The organism is Iodobacter violaceini, from assembly GCF_011601265.1.
Lineage (GTDB): Bacteria > Pseudomonadota > Gammaproteobacteria > Burkholderiales > Chitinibacteraceae > Iodobacter > Iodobacter violaceini.
The window spans coordinates 43,268-62,106 of the sequence record NZ_JAAOLX010000011.1 but is presented as its reverse complement, the minus strand read 5'-3'; the positions used below and the strand labels follow the sequence as shown (position 1 = coordinate 62,106).

Annotated in this window: 21 protein-coding genes; 4 read left to right on the top strand and 17 right to left on the bottom strand. The window is 51.1% G+C overall.

Translation table 11 applies throughout. The features are described from left to right. Positions 1-95: 95 nt before the first annotated feature. From HA050_RS18210 to HA050_RS18195, 4 genes are all read right to left on the bottom strand, one after another. Positions 96-1,052: a beta-ketoacyl-ACP synthase III gene (locus HA050_RS18210; RefSeq protein ID WP_166829346.1), complete on the bottom strand. Its 957-nt coding sequence runs from the start codon at positions 1,050-1,052 to the stop codon at positions 96-98. A gap of 10 nt (positions 1,053-1,062) precedes the next feature. Further along, positions 1,063-2,100, bottom strand: a complete 1,038-nt coding sequence (gene plsX, locus HA050_RS18205; protein WP_115229088.1) for a phosphate acyltransferase PlsX — start codon at positions 2,098-2,100, stop codon at positions 1,063-1,065. Between the two features lie 178 nt (positions 2,101-2,278). Next, positions 2,279-2,458, bottom strand: a complete 180-nt coding sequence (rpmF, locus tag HA050_RS18200) for a 50S ribosomal protein L32 (RefSeq protein WP_046351409.1) — start codon at positions 2,456-2,458, stop codon at positions 2,279-2,281. 36 nt (positions 2,459-2,494) lie between these two features. Beyond that, on the bottom strand, positions 2,495-3,016 hold the full coding sequence (locus tag HA050_RS18195) for a YceD family protein (RefSeq protein WP_240929159.1): 522 nt from the start codon (positions 3,014-3,016) through the stop codon (positions 2,495-2,497). A gap of 57 nt (positions 3,017-3,073) precedes the next feature. On the opposite strand from HA050_RS18195, the gene HA050_RS18190 reads away from it, so the two are divergent. Together HA050_RS18190 and HA050_RS18185 are read left to right on the top strand one after the other, a co-directional pair. Continuing rightward, the gene (locus tag HA050_RS18190) at positions 3,074-3,658 is read left to right on the top strand and encodes a Maf family protein (protein WP_166829343.1); all 585 of its coding nucleotides are present in this window, start codon (positions 3,074-3,076) and stop codon (positions 3,656-3,658) included. After that, positions 3,655-4,365 carry an SAM-dependent methyltransferase gene (locus tag HA050_RS18185; RefSeq protein ID WP_166829341.1) on the top strand — a complete coding sequence of 237 codons (711 nt, stop codon included), beginning with the start codon at positions 3,655-3,657 and terminating at the stop codon, positions 4,363-4,365. The genes HA050_RS18190 and HA050_RS18185 overlap by 4 nt, the downstream gene beginning before the upstream one ends. Before the next feature lie 45 nt (positions 4,366-4,410). Here the strand turns inward: HA050_RS18185 and HA050_RS18180 are convergent, their stop codons facing one another. From HA050_RS18180 to HA050_RS18150, 7 genes are all read right to left on the bottom strand, one after another. Beyond that, on the bottom strand, positions 4,411-5,799 hold the full coding sequence (locus HA050_RS18180; RefSeq protein ID WP_166829338.1) for an exonuclease domain-containing protein: 1,389 nt from the start codon (positions 5,797-5,799) through the stop codon (positions 4,411-4,413). A 176-nt stretch (positions 5,800-5,975) separates the two neighbouring features. Beyond that, positions 5,976-6,917 (bottom strand): class I SAM-dependent methyltransferase, encoded by a 942-nt coding sequence (locus HA050_RS18175; RefSeq protein WP_166829336.1) that lies wholly within the window; start codon positions 6,915-6,917, stop codon positions 5,976-5,978. 132 nt (positions 6,918-7,049) lie between these two features. Beyond that, a complete protein-coding gene (gene coaD / locus HA050_RS18170; protein WP_099399080.1) occupies positions 7,050-7,553 on the bottom strand; it encodes a pantetheine-phosphate adenylyltransferase in 504 nt (167 codons plus the stop codon). Positions 7,554-7,704: 151 nt separating this feature from the next. After that, a complete protein-coding gene (gene pyk / locus HA050_RS18165; protein WP_166829333.1) occupies positions 7,705-9,135 on the bottom strand; it encodes a pyruvate kinase in 1,431 nt (476 codons plus the stop codon). A 518-nt stretch (positions 9,136-9,653) separates the two neighbouring features. After that, positions 9,654-11,651 (bottom strand): UvrD-helicase domain-containing protein, encoded by a 1,998-nt coding sequence (locus HA050_RS18160; RefSeq protein ID WP_166829332.1) that lies wholly within the window; start codon positions 11,649-11,651, stop codon positions 9,654-9,656. 80 nt (positions 11,652-11,731) lie between these two features. Next, on the bottom strand, positions 11,732-12,214 hold the full coding sequence (gene msrC / locus HA050_RS18155; protein WP_166829330.1) for a free L-methionine (R)-S-oxide reductase MsrC: 483 nt from the start codon (positions 12,212-12,214) through the stop codon (positions 11,732-11,734). A gap of 48 nt (positions 12,215-12,262) precedes the next feature. After that, positions 12,263-12,445, bottom strand: a complete 183-nt coding sequence (locus HA050_RS18150) for a hypothetical protein (RefSeq protein WP_166829329.1) — start codon at positions 12,443-12,445, stop codon at positions 12,263-12,265. A gap of 129 nt (positions 12,446-12,574) precedes the next feature. Here HA050_RS18150 and HA050_RS18145 point away from each other — a divergent pair, with 129 nt between their 5' ends. Together HA050_RS18145 and HA050_RS18140 are read left to right on the top strand one after the other, a co-directional pair. After that, entirely contained in the window at positions 12,575-13,489 is a 915-nt protein-coding gene (locus HA050_RS18145) for an ABC transporter ATP-binding protein (RefSeq protein WP_166829327.1), read from the top strand. An 85-nt stretch (positions 13,490-13,574) separates the two neighbouring features. After that, a complete protein-coding gene (locus HA050_RS18140) occupies positions 13,575-14,828 on the top strand; it encodes a hypothetical protein (RefSeq protein ID WP_166829326.1) in 1,254 nt (417 codons plus the stop codon). 65 nt (positions 14,829-14,893) lie between these two features. On the opposite strand, the gene nth is transcribed toward HA050_RS18140, so the two are convergent. The 6 genes from nth to HA050_RS18110 all read right to left on the bottom strand — a co-directional run bounded on the left by nth (position 14,894) and on the right by HA050_RS18110 (position 18,613). After that, complete coding sequence (gene nth / locus HA050_RS18135) at positions 14,894-15,544, bottom strand: endonuclease III (RefSeq protein WP_166829325.1); 651 nt, start codon at positions 15,542-15,544, stop codon at positions 14,894-14,896. Continuing rightward, positions 15,541-15,792, bottom strand: coding sequence for a DUF2164 domain-containing protein (locus HA050_RS18130; RefSeq protein ID WP_166829323.1), 252 nt, complete (start codon positions 15,790-15,792; stop codon positions 15,541-15,543). The genes nth and HA050_RS18130 overlap by 4 nt, the downstream gene beginning before the upstream one ends. Before the next feature lie 11 nt (positions 15,793-15,803). After that, positions 15,804-16,010, bottom strand: a complete 207-nt coding sequence (locus HA050_RS18125) for a hypothetical protein (RefSeq protein WP_166829322.1) — start codon at positions 16,008-16,010, stop codon at positions 15,804-15,806. Beyond that, entirely contained in the window at positions 15,991-16,671 is a 681-nt protein-coding gene (locus HA050_RS18120) for an electron transport complex subunit E (protein WP_166829321.1), read from the bottom strand. The genes HA050_RS18125 and HA050_RS18120 overlap by 20 nt, the downstream gene beginning before the upstream one ends. A gap of 251 nt (positions 16,672-16,922) precedes the next feature. Further along, positions 16,923-17,552, bottom strand: coding sequence for an electron transport complex subunit RsxG (rsxG, locus tag HA050_RS18115; RefSeq protein WP_166829318.1), 630 nt, complete (start codon positions 17,550-17,552; stop codon positions 16,923-16,925). A gap of 47 nt (positions 17,553-17,599) precedes the next feature. Beyond that, positions 17,600-18,613, bottom strand: coding sequence for an RnfABCDGE type electron transport complex subunit D (locus tag HA050_RS18110; protein WP_166829315.1), 1,014 nt, complete (start codon positions 18,611-18,613; stop codon positions 17,600-17,602). Positions 18,614-18,839 lie beyond the last annotated feature (226 nt).

Sequence of the window (18,839 nt, the reverse complement as noted above, 5' to 3'; positions counted from 1 at the left end):
CTCCTCTCACGCCGCTGAAGCACATGGCTTCAGCAAAATTCAAACAGTTATTTTAATGCCGGATAGTCAAACGGCGCATTGCTGCGCCGTTAACATTAAAACTGAGCGATGACCGCGCCCCAGGCAAAACCACCACCAATCCCTTCCATTAAAATTTTCTGGCCCGGCTTAATCCGGCCATCACGCACTGCTACGTCCAGCGCTAAAGGAATGGATGCAGCAGAAGTATTACCATGCTCAGCCACAGTCACCACCACTTTATCCATACTTAAACCAAGATGCTTTGCGGTGGATTCAATAATACGAATATTGGCCTGATGCGGAACCAGCCAATCAATTTCAGATTGAGCAAGGCCAGCGGCCTCAAGCGTTTCTACAGCCACATCAGCAAGTGCTCTGACTGCAAACTTAAATACAGCATTACCTTCCATATACAGCCACGGGCTGCCTGTCAGGCTACCGTATTTCACCTTTGCATCTGCTTTCAGAATATGGCGGTAACGGCCATCTGCTCGTAAATTAGTGGCCAGAATACCGGTTTCCACGGAAGGCTTCAGAACAACTGCGCCAGCGCCATCACCAAATAAGATGCATGTGCCGCGGTCTTCCCAGTTAATCAAGTGAGAAACCGTCTCTGCCCCCACCACCACGGCGCATTTTGCTGCACCCGTTTTCACAAATTTTTCAGCCGTACTCAGCGCGTAAATAAACCCTGCACATACCGCCTGCACATCAAACGCCGGGAAACCATGCAAGCCTAATTTATCCTGCACGATACAAGCCGTTGACGGAAAAATCTGATCACCCGTTGTTGTGGCCACAATCAGTAAATCAATTTCTTCTTTGCTTACACCCGCAGCGGCAATGGCCGCCTCAACGGCTTTCAGCGCCAAATCAGATGTCAGCTCACCTTCAGCTGCAATATGACGCTCACGGATACCCGTACGCGAAACAATCCATTCATCACTGGTTTCAACGCGCGCAGCGATTTCCTGATTTGAAAGAATACGAGACGGTAAATATGAACCAGTGCCAACAATGCGAGCGTACATGCCAAACCCCTTATTCGACGGCAGTCTCTTGAGCTGCCAATTCTGCGAGCTGATCCTGAACTTGTTCAGTGATGCGCTGAATCACGCCAGAGCGCGCCTCATCCATCGCCTGCCGCAAAGCCCAGTAAAAAGCCACTTTGTCTGCACTACCATGGCTCTTCACCACGATGCCTTTCAAGCCCAGCAAGGACGCACCATTATAACGGCGCGGATCAACTCTGGCTTTAAAGCGCGCCAATACCGGCCACGCAAGGAGTGCGATAATGCGCGTCCACCAGCTGCGGGTAAACTCTTGTTTTAAGAAATCGGCCAGCATTTTTGCCAGGCCTTCCGAAGCTTTTAAAGCCACATTTCCGGTAAAGCCATCGCAGGTAACCACATCGACCGAACCGCGGTAGATGTCATTTCCCTCAACATTGCCCTGAAAATTAAGCCGGGATGCCTTCAATAATTCTGAGGCCTCTTTAACCGTCTCATTTCCTTTCTGGTCTTCAGAACCAATATTGAGCAAGCCCACGGTTGGGTTTTCAATATGGCGGGTTGCCGCCACCAGCGAAGACCCCATAATGGCAAACTGCAAAATATTATGCGGTGTACATACCGCGTTGGCCCCAAGATCCAGCACGCAAGTCTCATTGCGGCTGGATGGCATCATTTTGGCAATCGCCGGGCGATCAATTCCGGGAATGGTTTTAAGTACGAAACGTGCAGTGGCCATCAGCGCGCCCGTATTGCCTGCAGAAACGCAGGCATTGGCTTCGCCGGATTTAACCAGATTAATCGCCACACGCATCGAAGAATCTTTTTTATTCTTCATCGCCGACTGAGGCGATTCATCCATGGTCACCACTTCACTTGCGGCATGAACACGCAAGCGAGGGCCTACCGTGGCATGGCAAGCTTTTAATTCAACCGCAAGAACATCGGGCAAACCAACCAGCACGACATTTACATGAGGAAATTCTTTTAGGAAGCGAAGCACTGCAGGCACTGTAACGTGCGTGCCATGATCGCCGCCCATTGCATCAACGGCAACGGTGATATCCATCGGGGGCTACAAGTCCTGTAAGGAGCCAGAGAGTATTTATCAGCCATTCAGTACGCGGCTGGGAAAACGCTGCAATCAGGGCTCCAAAAAAGGCACAGACTGGGGAATCCAGAACGGCGAACGGCGCAAGGGTTGCCCGCTTGCGCCGCATATTACAACCCTGAGGTTGTAAAAGGGATTACTCGCCCTTAGCTTTGATAACGCGACGACCGCGGTAAAAGCCATTTGGGGAGATGTGGTGACGCAAATGTGCTTCACCAGTCGTAGCTTCAACTGCCAGCGCCGGAGCGGTAAGGAAGTCGTGTGCACGACGCATGCCACGCTTGGACGGGGACTTTTTATTCTGTTGAACAGCCATGATTGTAGCTCCTTGAAAACCAGTTTAATTGACAGTTTATTCCGCTTCCCTGGTTTTCAACTGAGCCAGGACAGCAAACGGATTCGGTTTTGAATCTTTTAAAACAATGCGATCTGCACCACAGTCTTCGTGCCGGGGCGCGAAGGGCAAGGCAAGCAGAATTTCATCTTCTATCAACGCAATAACATCAAGCTCGGGATCGATAACGATACCTTCGAGATCTTCGTCAGCGTTTTCTGCCTCATCAAGATGGGCCTCGTCTGGAAACTGTACGAGAGTGCTACCCACATTAACAAAAAAGGGCATGGGCTTTAAGCAACGCTGGCAAACGAGTTGAACTTCGCCTTCCACATCAACAAATAACCACGGCCGCTCTAACTTATCAATGCCGCCAGACAACTTCCAGACCATGCTGCCCTCAGTACTAGCAAGCAGATCATGTAAGCGGCCTAACTCAGACAGCGGGATCGTACCTTCAATCTTTTCGCCTTCAAGCGCGAATTGACCGCTGTGAATAACAGTCATAAGGAACCAGAACGAATACAAGAAACCGCGCATGATACAATCTCTTAACTAACCCTGTCAAAGTCATTTACGTAAGAGTCTAACAAATCCATGCACTTACCTCGATTAGTCCTCGCATCGACCTCGCCCTATCGCAAAGAATTGCTGGAGCGGCTGGGTATTCCATTTATAACTGCAGCACCCGATCTGGACGAAAGCGCCCTGCCCGGCGAAACAGCAGGCGACACCAGCCTGCGCCTTGCCATCGCCAAAGCCCGCGTGCTTGCTGATCAATACCCGGACAGCCTGATTATTGGCTCGGACCAGGTTGCGCTTTTAAATGGCGAACAACTGGGAAAACCCGGCACGCACGATCGCGCCGTTCATCAGTTAAGTAAAATGCGCGGCCATACACTGGCGTTTCATACCGCACTTTGCCTGTACAACACGGGCACGGGCAAAGAGCAGCATTGTGTAGATATTACCCGTGTCACGATGCGTGATTACACAGACGCCGAGATCGAATCCTACCTGCAGCGCGAAAAACCCTATAACTGTGCAGGCAGCGCCAAAACCGAAGGCTTGGGCATTGTGATGATTGCCGCTATCGAGGGCAAAGATCCTGCCGCCATTATTGGCCTGCCGCTGATTGAACTTATTACCATGCTTAAAAATGAAGGATTTCCACTGCTATGAGCGGCACCCTGTATTTGATTCCTGTCCCGCTGGGCACAGACACACTGGCAAGCGTCATTCCGGCAGATGTACTCGCCACAGCGCAGCGCTTAACACACTTTATTGTTGAAGCGCCTAAAACTGCGCGGGCCTTCTTAAAAGAATTTGGCACGCCGCACGAGCTGCGCAGCTTATGGATGGAAGAGCTGAACGAGCACACCAAAGAAGACGCGCTTGGCGCGCTGCTAAAGCCACTGCTGGATGGCCACGATGTTGGCCTGATGAGCGAGGCGGGCTGCCCTGGCGTCGCCGACCCCGGTGCCAACCTGATCCGTTTAGCCCACCGCAAGGGCATTAAAGTTGCGCCGCTGGTTGGGCCATCGTCGATCTTACTTGCCCTGATGGGTGCGGGAGCCAACGGCCAGAAGTTCCGCTTTAACGGCTATATTCCCGCACAAGACCCCGCCCGCCTGGAGGCCATTCGCCAGCTGGAAAACGACTCTTTCCGCAATAAACAAGCCGAGCTGATGATTGAAACGCCTTACCGCAACGGCGCATTATTTGATGCCCTGCTCGCAGGCTTAAAAGGAAGCACCCAGCTGACTGTGGCTTGTGATCTCACTACAGCAAATGAACTGATGCTGAGCAAAACCGTAGCAGACTGGAAAAGCGGGCCTAAGCCAGATCTACACAAACGCCCAACGGTGTTTGTGATTTACGCGGCCTAAGAAAACGAGAGCAGGGAGTGGAGAATGGGGAATAAGATCTACGCCCTACTCTCCACACCCCAGCTTCTGCAACCTGTGCCCCTGTTTTTTGAACTCTTTCTGAATGAGCTTAAACACATCGAGTTCAAATTTGCGCGGCTTAGCCATCAAAGATGCTAACTCATCAAGGTGGTTGATCGCCCCCAGATAGCACCACTGATCAAACACCTGCAGCACAGGCGCCCATTCCGGGCCTTCTGCCAGTGCAACTGCGCCTTTATAGGGCCAGACTGGGAAGCGATAACGCTCCATAGCCGCAGCAAAACGAGCGTTGTGCGTAATATCACGGCCCACACAGGCACCACGGCAGCGGTTTTCCAGAAACGCGGAACAAGGCGTCATTGATTTGGGCTTTGGCTCCAGCCCCAAAATCTGCCTGCATAAGCCATGACCATCGATCATTTTATTTAAAACATTAGCCGCTTCACGGCGTGAACGGAAAGGGCCAAATACCGGCTCCGCCCCCACCTCTGCCCACGGCGTCCAATAGGGCTGCAGCACATCATCTTTGGATACTAAACGCCATGCTCCCAATTCTTTAATCCGGCGCTGTGGCGGGTTGTAGCTTGGCTCCAGTTGCGACACCAGGCTGGTTTCCAGCAGCACGGCCCCCAGCTCGCCCGATGTTTCATGCCAAGCCAGCCTTTGGGTGCGCTTGGCCAGCTGCACTTCTTTAGGATTGGCATCGCTAAAGTGGGCCAGCACGCGCTTTCTGATATTGTGATTTTTGCCAATATAAAGCGCCACATCATCCGTGCCATAAAAAATATAAACGCCGGACGACTCTGGCAATTCATCGATCTGGGCAGGGTCCAGCGCAGGTGGCAAGGCAGGCTGACGCAATAATTCGGCAATCGCCTGATGCAGCGCCTCAAAGCCATGATCTTTCAGTGCCACATCCAGAAACTGCTGCAATAGCTCGGCATCGGTAAGGGCGCGGTGACGGCCGCCCGAGAAAGTCAGCCCGTAGCGGGCAATCAGGGCATCCAGGCTGTGTTTATGCTCCACCGGATAAAGCTTGCGTGAGAGCTTTACGGTACACAGCACCTGCGCCTGTAAACGCATATCAAGGCGTTTAAATTCCTGTTTTAAAAAACCGTAATCAAAGCGCGCGTTATGCGCTACAAATATCCGTCCCTGCAATTGCTCCAGTACCTGCTCCGCCACCTCAGCAAAGGGCGGTGCATCGGCCACCATTTCATTACTGATGCCGGTCAGCTCCTGAATAAACTCAGGAATCTCTTTCCCCGGATTCACCAGTTGCGACCAGCTGCGGCTGCCCTGCCCGTCAATCTGCACAATGCCTACTTCGGTAACACGATCCGTATTCGGATTCGCACCGGTGGTTTCTAAATCAATCAGAACGAGGGGGAAAGAAAAATAAGGGTTGTTCATGAACGGGGTAATCCAAACAAGCGGGCATCAATATAAATCTGGCTAAGCCAAACCTTAAACCTCAGAATAAAAGGAAAGCACAGCGCGCCACAGAGAACAGTAAAAACATCTTTTTCCTCTGTGAACCTCTGTGCTCTCTTTGACTTCTGCGGCTTAAAGTTTGGCCATGCTTAAAATCAGGCTTTTACAAACCTGAAGCACTGATGGATTTTGCGGTTGCGGAAGTCTTCCGGCACGGATTGCCCGGAGATATCGGTGCACATAGGCTTCAGCCAGTCATCCAGCGTAAAGGTGCGCAGATTATTAGAGAAGTACAGCACGCCACCCGGTTTCAGCAGGGCCAGTACGCTTTCTAACAGCCAGGAATGATCACGCTGGATATCCAGAATACCGTTCATTTTTTTGGAATTAGAAAACGAAGGCGGGTCCATCACGATCAGATCGTAGCGGGTGCTTTCGCTTAAGGCTTCGGATAAAAACTCGAACACATCAGCACGCACGCGCTGATGGCGGGATGGATCCATGCCATTTAAAGCGAAATTGCGCTCGGCCCATTCCAGATAAGTATTCGACATATCCACAGTAGTGGTATGTGTGGCCCCACCGGCTGCAGCGTAAACACTAAAGGAGCCGGTATAGCTGAACAGATTCAGGAAGCGTTTGCCTTTGGCTTCTTCCATCACCCGTTTGCGGGTATTGCGGTGATCCAGAAATAAGCCGGTATCCAGATAAGCACCTAAATTCACCCAGAATTGATTGCCACCTTCCTGCACCACAAAGTCTTCAGACAGCTCGCCTTCCAGCTTTTCATACTGCTGCAGGCCTTTTTGGCGCTGACGCAATTTCAGCACTACGGCAGATTCATCAATATCCAGCACTTCGGCACAGGCACTGCGAATCGCTTCCAGCCAGGCGGCATGATCTTCATCGCTTTCCATCCAGCCGGTTGCCACTTCCTGCAAGTGCACACGGCCTTCATAGAAATCAACGATTACAGGGAATTCAGGTACGTCTCTATCGTATACACGGTAGCAAGTAATGCCCTGCCGACGGGCCCATTTGCCCCAATGTTTAACGTTTTTGGCAAAGCGGTTACGAAAGCTAGCGATATCAGCCATTTTTATAAAATCTTGAGCACATAAAAGCAGAAGTGTAACAGGCAGAGCAAAAACCAGCCTGCACTAATCGACTACCGCCCCGATATCAGGCCACGCCGCGCTTAAAATACCAGCCATACAGCAGGCTCTGGCTTAAGGCTGAGCCTGATTTGCCCGCAGCGCCAGAAAGCGGTTAAACACCGGCTCAGGTACATATTGCCGCACTACGCCCTGCCAGCCAGCTGGCCCGACAAGCCCTTTCACCATGGTAGAGCTCACCTCTGCGATTTCACGCGGCGGCATCAGAAACACGGTATCAATATGCGGGGCAAGATCAGCGTTTACATAACGCATTTTGCGCTCGAACTCGTAATCGGCAGCTTCACGGATGCCGCGCAGAATAAAATTAGCCCCTTGCTCGCGGGCATAATTCACCAGAAATGAATTTTCAAAAGACTCCACCCGCAAGGAGGGCAAATGTGCGGTGGTTTCTCTGAGCATGGCCAAACGCTCAGCCAGGCTAAAGGTATATGTTTTATCCGGATTATCACCAATCGCAACAATCATTTCATCGAACATACCCACGCCATGCTCGATCATCCACAGATGGCCATTTGTCACCGGATCAAAACTACCTGCATATACCCCTTTACGCATGGGGATCATTTCCTATTTAAAAGATTTTGCTTATTACAGCCAGCAGCCCATATTTGGGACAAAAAAAACGACGCGCTCTGACTGCCCGCCGGGCAGCCAGAGTATCACGCCGTTTGACTTACATCTGCGCGTTGCGCCTTAACAAGAGGTGTTAAGCCTGCGGAGTGTCGATTTTTACAATTTGCAGGGTGTTTGCACCCAGACCGGCTTGCGAGCCCCAAGTCATTGCGAAGCAATCGCCAGCAGCAACACGATCATCACGCACCAGGGCCATTTTTACATGGGCAATTTGCGCATCGCGCTCGTTACCTACGGATTCTGGCATAAGCATGGGCTGAACATGGCGATATAACGCAAGTTTACGGTAAGTTGATACATTTTGTGTGACGGCCATAATAGGCACGGCGCTGATATAGCGTGACAGCCACAGTACTGAAGTACCTGAATCAGTCAGGGCCACAATCGCCTTCATAGGTAAGTGGCTGGCAGCATACACTGCCGCCATTGAAATACCCTGATCAATACGCTCAACCACTGCATCGCTGATAAAATCATTATCGCTTTGCATATCAGCGTGTTTTTCTACTTCCTGGCAAACACGCAACATGGCTTCTACAGATTCTACAGGGTACTTACCCGCAGCCGATTCAGCCGACAACATCACCGCATCTGTACCATCAAGCACCGCATTGGCCACATCAGACACTTCAGCGCGTGTAGGCACCGGGCTGCTGATCATGGATTCCATCATTTGCGTCGCAGTAATCGACAATTTACGCATCTGACGCGCCATCTTAATCATGCGCTTTTGCAAAGCAGGTACTGCCGCATCGCCCACTTCAACGGCCAGATCACCACGCGCCACCATAATACCGTCGGACGCTTCCAGGATTTCTACCAGATTGGTGATGGCTTCGGTGCGCTCAATTTTGGCGATCAAGCCTGCATGGCTGCCTTCTGCCAGCAACAGAGTGCGCGCCAGGTGCATATCGCTGCCACTCTTAGGGAATGAAACAGCCACATAATCAGCGTGCAATGCAGCCGCTGTTTTGATATCGGCCATGTCTTTTTCGGTCAGCGCGGGCGCTGTTAAGCCGCCACCCTGGCGATTGATCCCCTTATTATTAGATAAGGTACCGCCCACAAGTACTTTAGTTAAAACTTTAACGCCTGTTACCGAAATAACTTCCAGCTTAATTTTGCCGTCATCCAGCAATAAAATATCGCCCGGCACCACATCATTTGGCAATTCTTTGTAATCCAGGCCCACATAATCCTGATTACCCAGCTCACATGCCGCATCCAGAATAAACTCAGTGCCTTTTACCAGCTCAATTTTGCCGTTTTCAAACTTACCAACGCGAATCTTGGGGCCTTGCAAATCAGCCAGAACCGCAACAGATTGCCCGAGGCGCTCTGCAATAGAACGCACTAAATTAGCGCGATCGGTATGGTCTTGTGCGGTGCCATGGGAGAAGTTCAGCCTAACCATATTCACCCCGGCCTGAATCAGCTGTTCCAGGACCTTAGGGTCGTTGGAAGCGGGGCCGAGGGTTGCAACAATCTTTGTGCCTCTGATCATTAGGTCTTACTCCTGAATAAGGTGGAATCTTCAAATCAAAAATATCTTGGATAATTTTCTTTCTGATTTCTTGATTTTGTTCGCGATCATACCTACAAAATGCTTACTTTGTGCAAGCATACATTTTCGTCTTAGCCTATTGCGATTATCCCATCCGCATGAATAAGTTCCGACTCCGCCGGCGGGATGCCAGAAGTGAAGATATTTCATCGCTAAAAAGTACGGATCTCTTGCTCAAATTATCTGCATTCAAGACTTGGGGCAGTATCAATCTGCCAGGCAAATCGCATGCACAGATCATCCTGTTGCATGTGGCAAGCAGAATACGCCTTCCGAATAAGAATTCTTAGATGTAAATCAGTAAGTGTTTAGTCAAACGAAGTCACACCGCAAAATCGCCAATCCCGGATGCTCAGAGCCTTGAGCAAGAGCAAGGTTCCCCTTAGCAAATGCTCACTTTACCCGCGCCGTGAGTGGCCGTTTTTTCTGCAGGCCAGTATGGCCCTGCCGGGCACAACTTACTTCCCAATCCTTGCCATCAGCTCAGCATTTTTAGCTTTACGCTCTTCCTTTGTCATGGCGGGTTTGGGCTTGTCCCCTGCCAGACGGCCGCTGATGATCACATCTTCGGGCGGTAATTCTTTTAAAAAGCGGCTTGGCTCGGTAATTTGCCATTCGCCAGCGCGGCGGCGCTTGCCGCAATAGCTGATGGTCAGAGTGCGCTGGGCGCGGGTAATGCCCACATACATCAGCCGCCGCTCTTCTTCCACCATATTGCTTTCAATCGAATTCTGATGCGGCAGGATGTTTTCTTCACAGCCGATCAAAAACACATGCGGATATTCCAGCCCTTTGGATGCATGCAGTGTAGATAACTTCACCGCATCGACTTCTTCTTCATCACGCCCTTCCAGCATGGTGATCAGCGCGATGGTTTGCACTATATCAATCAGGCTTTTGTCGTCTTCCTCGCCTTTTTTGGTAATCCAGGCCACTAAATCCTGTACGTTTTTCCACTTGCTTTCGGCCGGGCGCGGCTCGTCGTTTTCATACAGCCATGTTTCAAAATCAATCCCCAGCAGCAGCTCATTTAATAAAGGCCCGGCTGGCTCTTTAACTGCCCGGTCTTGCATGCGATTGATAAAATCGCAAAACAGGCGCAAAGGCTCGTACTGTGCGGCTTGTACCTGATGAATAAAGCCTTCTTCATAGACCGCAGTAAAAAAAGAGACATTGCGGGTGGCCGCATAGCTGCCCAGTTTTTCCAGCGTAACATTGCCCACGCCACGCTTAGGCGTCGTCACGGAGCGAATAAATGCCGGGTCATCGTCCTGATTGGCAATCAGCCGCAAATACGCCAGTACGTCTTTAATCTCGGCCTTGTCGTAAAACGATTGCCCGCCCGAAATCACATAGGGAATACGGCGCCCCCACATCTGTTGTTCGATAATCCGGGCCTGATGATTACCACGGTACAAAATGGCATAGTTGGAATACTTACCATTGCTTAAAAAGCGGCTCGATTCCAGATGATCCAGCACCATCGCCGCTTCTTCTTCCTCGGTTTTGGTTTCAATCACCATAATCGGGTCGCCCACCCCAAGATCAGACCAGAGCTTTTTCTCAAACAGCTTAGGATTATTGCCGATCACCGCATTGGCGCAGCGCAAAATACGCGCCATAGAGCGATAATTTTGCTCCAGCTTAATCACTTGCAGCTTGGGAAAATCCTCTTGCAATAGGCGCAAATTATCCACATTTGCACCACGCCAGGCATAGATAGACTGGTCGTCATCTCCCACCGCCGTAAACAAACCTGTTACGCCAGCCAGCAGCTTAACCAATTGATACTGGGTGGTATTGGTATCCTGGTATTCATCCACCAGCAAATAGCGCAGGCGGTTTTGCCATTTTTCCAAAACCTCGGGATTAGCCTCGAATAAATCGACAGGCAGGCGGATCAGATCATCAAAATCCAGAGCCTGATAAGCAAACAAGGTGTCCTGATAGGAGGTATACAACCTGGCCAGCTGTAATTCGCCCTCTGATTGCGCCATATTCAGCGCTTTTTCTGGCGAGATGCGATCGTTCTTCAGCATGGAAATCTGGCTCATGCTGGTGCGAATCAGCTGCTTATCGGTGGTAACAAGTTGCTCGCTGATAATCTTGGCAGCGTCTGCCGAATCCAGAATAGAAAACTGCGGCTTATAGCCCAGATGCCGCGCTTCTTCCCTCAGCATTTTCAGCCCCAGGGAGTGAAAGGTAGAAACCGTCAGCCCCTTGAGCATTTCCTTAGGCAGCAGCGCCCCCACACGCTCCTGCATCTCGCGCGCGGCCTTATTGGTAAAGGTAATCGCCGCGATATTTTTGGCATTCATGCCCGCCTTCTCAATTAAATACGCAATCTTCTGCGTAATCACCCGCGTCTTGCCGGAGCCTGCGCCCGCCAGAACGAGGCAAGGCCCGCCCAGATAAACGACAGCCTCGCGTTGGGGAGTATTTAAGAGATGCAGCATGAGAAACCCTGGTAGTGAAACAGCGGCCGAAGTTTAACATGGGCAGGCCTGCCGCTGATCGGAGGGGCGAAACGCCCGGCTTAAAACAACTTCACCAAAGCCTCACAAACCTGCGCCAGATACCTGGCATCAACATCATCAAACGTCGCCAGTTCTGCCGAATCCACATCCAGTACCGCCAGCACCACGCCTTCACGATTTATCAGCGGCAAGACGATTTCTGAGCGGGCTAAGGACGAGCAGGCGATATGCCCGGCAAAGGCATCGACATCCGGCACCACCAGCGTTTGCGCCTGCGCCCATGCACTGCCGCAAACACCGCGCCCTTTTGGAATACGGGTGCAGGCAATTGGCCCCTGAAATGGCCCCAGCACCAGCTGATCCTGCTTCACTATATAAAAGCCCGTCCACAGCCAGCCAAAGGTGTGATGCATGGCGGCGCAAACATTGGCCATCGCGGCAATCAAATCGCTCTCGCCCTCAATTAAAGCCAAAGCTTGCGGAATCAGGTTTTGATACAGCTCTTCTTTGCTATTACCTTGAATCAGTAAATTTTCTGCCATTTTTATTCCAATCCATATTGATGATTCGCTATCTAAACTACATTTCACTCAGCTTTTAGCCAGTGACTTATTTAGCTTCACTCTCTCCCAAAGTACATACATATTAATGCCGCCTGATACACCAAACAAATAAGCAAGAATCACATTGATGTCTTGCAAGGAAAAAGCAATCACACAACAAAATTGTAAAATAGTGATTCCAATAAGTATTTTATCCTTCCCATTCATCATTACAGTTCCAGTTAATGCTCATTTATTTAGTAATGAAGCAGATGACTATCTAAGCGCATCGCCAACAGCAATGCTATATGAGAATCCAGTATGATGCTGTCAAATCTAGTCAGATCAACCGAGACTTCTATGATCCAAATTTCTGGACTTACCTTTGATTACCCCGGCCACCGGGCGTTGAATCAATTGAATCTGAGTGTAGAGCCTGGCAGCGTTACGGCGCTGGTGGGGGCCAATGGAGCAGGTAAAACCACCTTGATGCGCTGCATTGCCGGCCTTGAAACACCGCTTTCCGGCTCGATTGCTGTGGCGGGCTTAGATGTACAGGAAGAACCACGCGCGGTGCACAGGCAGATGGGCTATTTATCAGATTTCTTTGGCCTCTACCAGGATTTAACCGTGGCGCAGTGCCTGGAATACGCGGCGGCATCGCAAGGCCTGGCAAAAGATGCGATTGAAGCCGCCATCAATAACACCGCGCAGCGCTTGTCTTTGCAAGATCGCTTAGGGCAAAAAGCCAGCAGCTTGTCGCGAGGCTTGCGCCAGCGGGTAGCCATCGGGCAGGCGATAATTCATGCACCGCAAGTATTGCTGCTGGACGAGCCCGCATCGGGCCTCGACCCGGAAGCGCGTAATGAGCTGGCGATATTATTCAGGCAACTGCAAGCCAGCGGCATGACACTACTGGTTTCATCGCATATTCTGGCCGAGCTGGAAGCCTATTCCAGCCATATGCTGGTGCTGAAAGACGGCAAAATCTTAGAGCACCGCGCCTTGTCGGGCAGCTCACACAGCAGCAGAGCCCTGCAGCTCAGCCTGGCCAGCCCCAATCCGCACCTTGCCGAAATACTGGCAGGCCACTCCAAAGTGATGCTCGGCAAAAATCAGGACAATCACGCCGAGTTTGATTTCAGCGGCACAAGCGATGAGCAGGCCCAATTACTGGCAGAGCTGATCCAGGCAGGGCTAGCCATCAGCAGCTTTGGCGAACAGAACTTGCAACAAGCTTATTTGCGCACCATCGCCAGCAAGGACGCAAAATGAAGCCTGAATTCAAACATCATTTGGCGTTGAGCTTTTGCAGGAAAAACTTGCAGAAAGTTTTCCTGCGCACCAGGAAGGAAACGATATGAATCCAGAATTCAAACGCAATCTGTGGTTAAGTTTTTCCATGCAACGCTTAATCGGCATGCCTGCCATCCTTGCACTGATTTTTTTAGCCGTAGGAATGAACACCGAATTAAGACACCTGGGAAGCACCGCAGTAGCGCTCTTTATAGGAATAGTCTGGCTGTGGGGGACCAAAAATGCCGCAGCCGCCATTGGTGACGAGCAGCGCGATCACACATGGGACCAGCAAAGGATGAGTGCGCTCAGCCCGTGGGAAATGGCATGGGGCAAGCTGTTTGGCGCAACGCTGTTTAATTGGTACGGCGGCGCACTCTGCCTGCTGATGCTGCTGGTGGCAGAGCTGCCAGGCAATCCAACCAATGCCATCAGCAAGGCGCTGTCAATGGCTGCCATTGGCCTGCTGCTGCATGGCACGGCGCTGGTGATTAATCTGCAACTGAGCCAATCTGATCTGGCTCAAAACCGCCGGGGCAGCTTTAATTTGCTGCTGGCCATCCCTGCTTTTTTTATGATGCCCAATCTGTTTGAGATGAGCGATACGCCGCTTACCTGGTGGGATATTTCCTTTCTGCCACTGCAATTTCAGCTGCTGGCGGGCTCTTTCTTTGCATTTTGCAGTGTGTTTGCTGCATGGCGGCTAATGCAAAATGCCCTGCAAGTGCGCACCCTGCCCTGGGCATGGCCCTTGTTTGCCTGCCTGCTGGCCGCTTTCTTTGCTGGTTTTAAACATGATCAGCTGGCAATGCTCGGGCTGATTATTTGCAGTGTAATGACTTATGCCATGCTCTTTGCAGAGCCCAATGGCTTCACCGTCTGGCAACGGGTCATCACCCGCATCCAAAACCAGAACTGGCACGGGGCACTGATCAATCTGCCGCTCTGGCCAACGACACTGATCCTGTCTTGTATTTTTGCACTACTGGCAGGCAACCAGGGCACTGGCGACTTTGCTGACAGCACACCGATATCCATCTCACTGATCTTGCTGCGGGACTGCGCCATCTGCTTATTCATCGCATTAAACAGCAATAGCAAACGGATACTCGCCAGCAGCCTGCTCTGTCTGGCTATCATCAACGGCCTGCTGCCATTCTTAGCCCACAGCAGCGGGCTGGAAAGCCTGGCCTCTATCCTGATGCCGATCAGCCACACATCTGCGATTGCCAGCATTTTAATCAGCGCAATACACGCAGCAATTGCCATTTGTTTATTGATTTGGAGATGGCAGAAAATGGTGAAGCAGAAGGATTGATGTCGCCCTTTTAGCGACGAACGTAGCTTTAAAAGCTACGTTCGTCGCTAAAAGGGATATTAGATTCACCTGCCCGGTGGCGGGGTGATTTGTTTGGATTTGTAATCGCACACATCATTCACTACGCAGCTCCAGCATTCGGGCTTACGCGCTTTGCATACGTAGCGGCCGTGCAGAATCAACCAGTGATGGGCGTTGAGTTTGAATTCGCCGGGGGTGACTTTAAGCAGTTTTTCTTCGACTACTTTCACGTCTTTACCCGGCGCTAAGCCAGTGCGGTTGGATACGCGGAAGATATGTGTGTCGACCGCAATAGTCGGTATGCCAAACGCGGTATTCATCACCACATTGGCAGTTTTCCGGCCAACTCCGGGCAGTGCTTCCAGTGACGCTCTGTCTTGCGGTACTTCGCTGCCGTGCAAATCGATCAGCATCTGACAGGTTTGCAGCAAGTGTTTGGCCTTGCTGTGATATAGGCCGATGGTGGCAATATAGGATTCAAGCCCCTCCAGCCCCAGCGCCAGAATACTTTCGGGTGTATTCGCAACAGGAAACAAACGCTTAGTCGCTTTGTTGACGCCCACATCGGTAGCCTGAGCCGACAGCAAGACGGCTGTGAGCAGCTCGAAGGGTGTGCTGTAGTTCAGCTCGGTAGTGGGATTAGGGTCCAGACCGGCAAGGCGCTGATAAAAAATACGCCGGGTTTCTTTATTCATTTTTTATTCCAGAAATTCATTTCTGGCTCAAAGCACGTGCCTGGCATATCCAATGTTTTGTCTTGCATATAGGCCTGTGCATCCGCGATGGCCTGGTTATAAACACTAGGCGCAATTTCTTTCATAAAGAAATCCAGCAGCATCCCGGCCTGCAAGCCACCAATCGGCTCATCCATATTTTCATCGAAATAACGGCGAATCGACTTCACCAATAAGGCTTCAGCTTCTTTGGATATTTTTAATGTCATGAGGGACCTGTTTATTTAGAAAAATCATCATCAGACATCTCATCCCACTCATCCCAGGGCATGCTCATTATCTGAAAGTAATAATACAGCGCCACGACAAGCGCCACGGAGCCCAGCACCAGCAGCGCCAGTCTGCCCCAAAAGCCCATGCTCATCAGCCACCAGACCAGGCTGGCTAACAACAGATAAGCTAAAAGCTCAGTGATTCGGCACAGCATCTGGCAGCCGCACTGATTGTGCTCTGGCTTCTGCTCTTTTATCCATTGCCGTTTTGCCTGCAATTAACAGCCCAAGACCGATAAATGCGCCGGGTGGAAGGATGGCGAGCAAAAACTGGTAATGCATATCGGCGGGGATAATATAAATCGTCCACGCTTTGGCAGCAGGGCCAAACACCAAGTCGATACCAGAAAGCAGAGTACCCTTGCCCACCAGCTCGCGCATCCCGCCCAACACCGCCAGCACCATGGTCAGGCCGATGCCCATAAAGAATCCATCGAGGGCTGAATCCCAAACACTATTGCGGGAGGCAAAGGCTTCGGCACGCGCCAGCACGATGCAGTTGGTCGTAATCAGCGGAATAAAAATCCCCAGCACCACATACAAGCCATGAGCGTAGGCGTTAAACAGCAAATCAACCACCGTCACCAGCGCAGCGATAATCAGAATAAAAATCGGGCTGCGTAATTCATTCGGCACAAATTGCCTGATGGCTGCAATGGCCGCGCCAGAAACCAGCATCACCAAGCTTGTTGCCAGCCCCAGCGATACGCCATTCACAATATTGCTGGAAACCACCAACACGGGGCACATGCCTAAAACCTGCACCAAACCCGCATTCTGCTTCCAGATGCTATTTCTGATAATTTCTTTGCTCACTTACTGCTCCATGACGTGATGCAATTAAAACCGCAAATATTCTAATACATGATATGCAGACACAGAGCACACAGAGAAAACCTTAAGAAAGTGCAGGCCTAAGAGCTTGCTCTGTACTCATCCACTTCAGCTTTCGTCGTAAAGCAAATCAGTTTTTCTCAGGCTGTACAACGGCTGGCACACCCTATGTATCTTGAACGTTTCTCAGTGGGCTCTGTGTTCTTATTCAGCTCTGTGTCTGCAGAGCTTTTTTAGCTTACCGTACTCCAAAGTTGCGGCTTGCTGGCCACGTATTCCAATACTCGTTTTACCGCTGCTGTCACAGCGCGCGGGCTGATGGTGGCGCCGGCCATATAATCAAAACCACCACCGTCTTTTTTAACTTTCCACGCCGCAGCATTTTGGGTGTTCAGCTCTTTGCCTTTAAATTGCTCTATCCAGGGTGATTTGGCCGCGTCGATATAATCCCCCAGCCCAGGCGTTTCTTTATGCGCTACAACGCGCACGCCCAGCACCTGGCCATCAATATCCACGCCCACCAGCAATTTGATCTTGCCTGCATAACCATCCGGTGCGGTGGCTTCAAACACGGCGGCGACGGTTTTACCGGCTTTTTTTGCCAGATAAAAAGAGCTATCACCATCGTTACCCAAAGCTTTGCCATCCGCTGCCGACAAGGCGTGGGCGTCTTTCAGCAGATTGTTATCAAAGCTTTTGGCGGGCAACACCTGGGCAATCAGCGCCACTTTGGCTTTTTCTTCATTAAACAAGACTTTCTTGCGGGTCAGCTGATAAGTGCCTGCCATCAAGGCCGTAAACACCACCGCAAACAAAAACAGCGTCGCCGCACCTCGCACCCCATTAGCAAACATGGTCTTCATTAAACAACTCCTAAAATCTGGAAAACCTAAGCTACGAATCTATTTAATCAAGACTTACGCCCAAAGACCGGCGGCTGGGTGTATTGGTCGATAAAGGGCGTAGCGATATTCATGATCAATACTGCAAATGCCACACCATCCGGATAAGCACCGAACACGCGGATCATATAAGTCAGCACGCCTGCTAAAGCGGCAAAGATCAGCCTGCCGCGTGGTGTGGTTGGCGCAGTAACCGGGTCGCTCACAATAAAAAACGCCCCCAAGATGGCCGCGCCGCTAAACAGATGAAACCAAGGCGGGCTGTAGTAGGCGGGGTCCACTCCGTAAAACAATGTGGCGGTCAGCATAAATGCACCAAGAAAACCCACAGGAATTTGCCATGGAATCAGCTTAGACCAGAGCAAATAAAGCCCCCCCAGCAAAAATCCCGCCGCAGCCCATTCGCTGCCAACCCCTGCTACCGCGCCAAAAACAGGCTGCTGAAAAATATCGCTTAAAGCATGCTGCTGCAGCAGCGCTGTTTTAACCGTATCCAGTGGTGTGGCCGAAGCCATGGCATCAAACGCCTGCGGCAGCTGGCCGCTAAAAATGGTGAAGATCTGAGCCAGGCTGTCCAGATGCGGCATATCCAGCGGCAAAGGCGCTGCCCAGCGCGACATTTGCGCGGGGAAAGACACCATCATCACCGCAAAACCCACCATGGCCGGGTTAAACGGATTCTGCCCCAGGCCGCCATAGAGATGCTTGGCCAGGCAAATTGCAATTAATGTGGCCAGCACCACCATCCACCAAGGAGCGAGTGGCGGTATAGAAAGCGCCAGCAAAACCGCCGTCACCGCTGCCGAGCCATCGCTGATAAATGGTTTAACCGGATAGTTGCGCAGCTTTAAACAAGCCGCCTCGGCCAGCAAAGCGGTGCCAAGAGCCAGCGTCATTTGCACCAGCACACCCACGCCAAAAGCCCAGGTCAGCGCAATAATCCCCGGCAACAAAGCCGCCGCCACTTTGAGCATGACAACTTGCAAGGGCGTCGGTTTAATAAAAAACGGCGATGTGTTCATTTACATCCTTATGTTTTTGGGCACGCCATACCGTGCCGCTACGATGCTTTTCTTATTCCTGATTAGCGGGATAGCTCAGTAAAAATCATTTCAAATTTTAAATATATGAAAAGCGTCATCCCCGAGTGCTTTTATCGGGGATCCAGCTATTTAGAGCACAGCGTAACTGGGTTTCCGCCTTCGCGGAAATGACGCTTCAGTAAGCTGAGCGAAGCCACTAATCAGG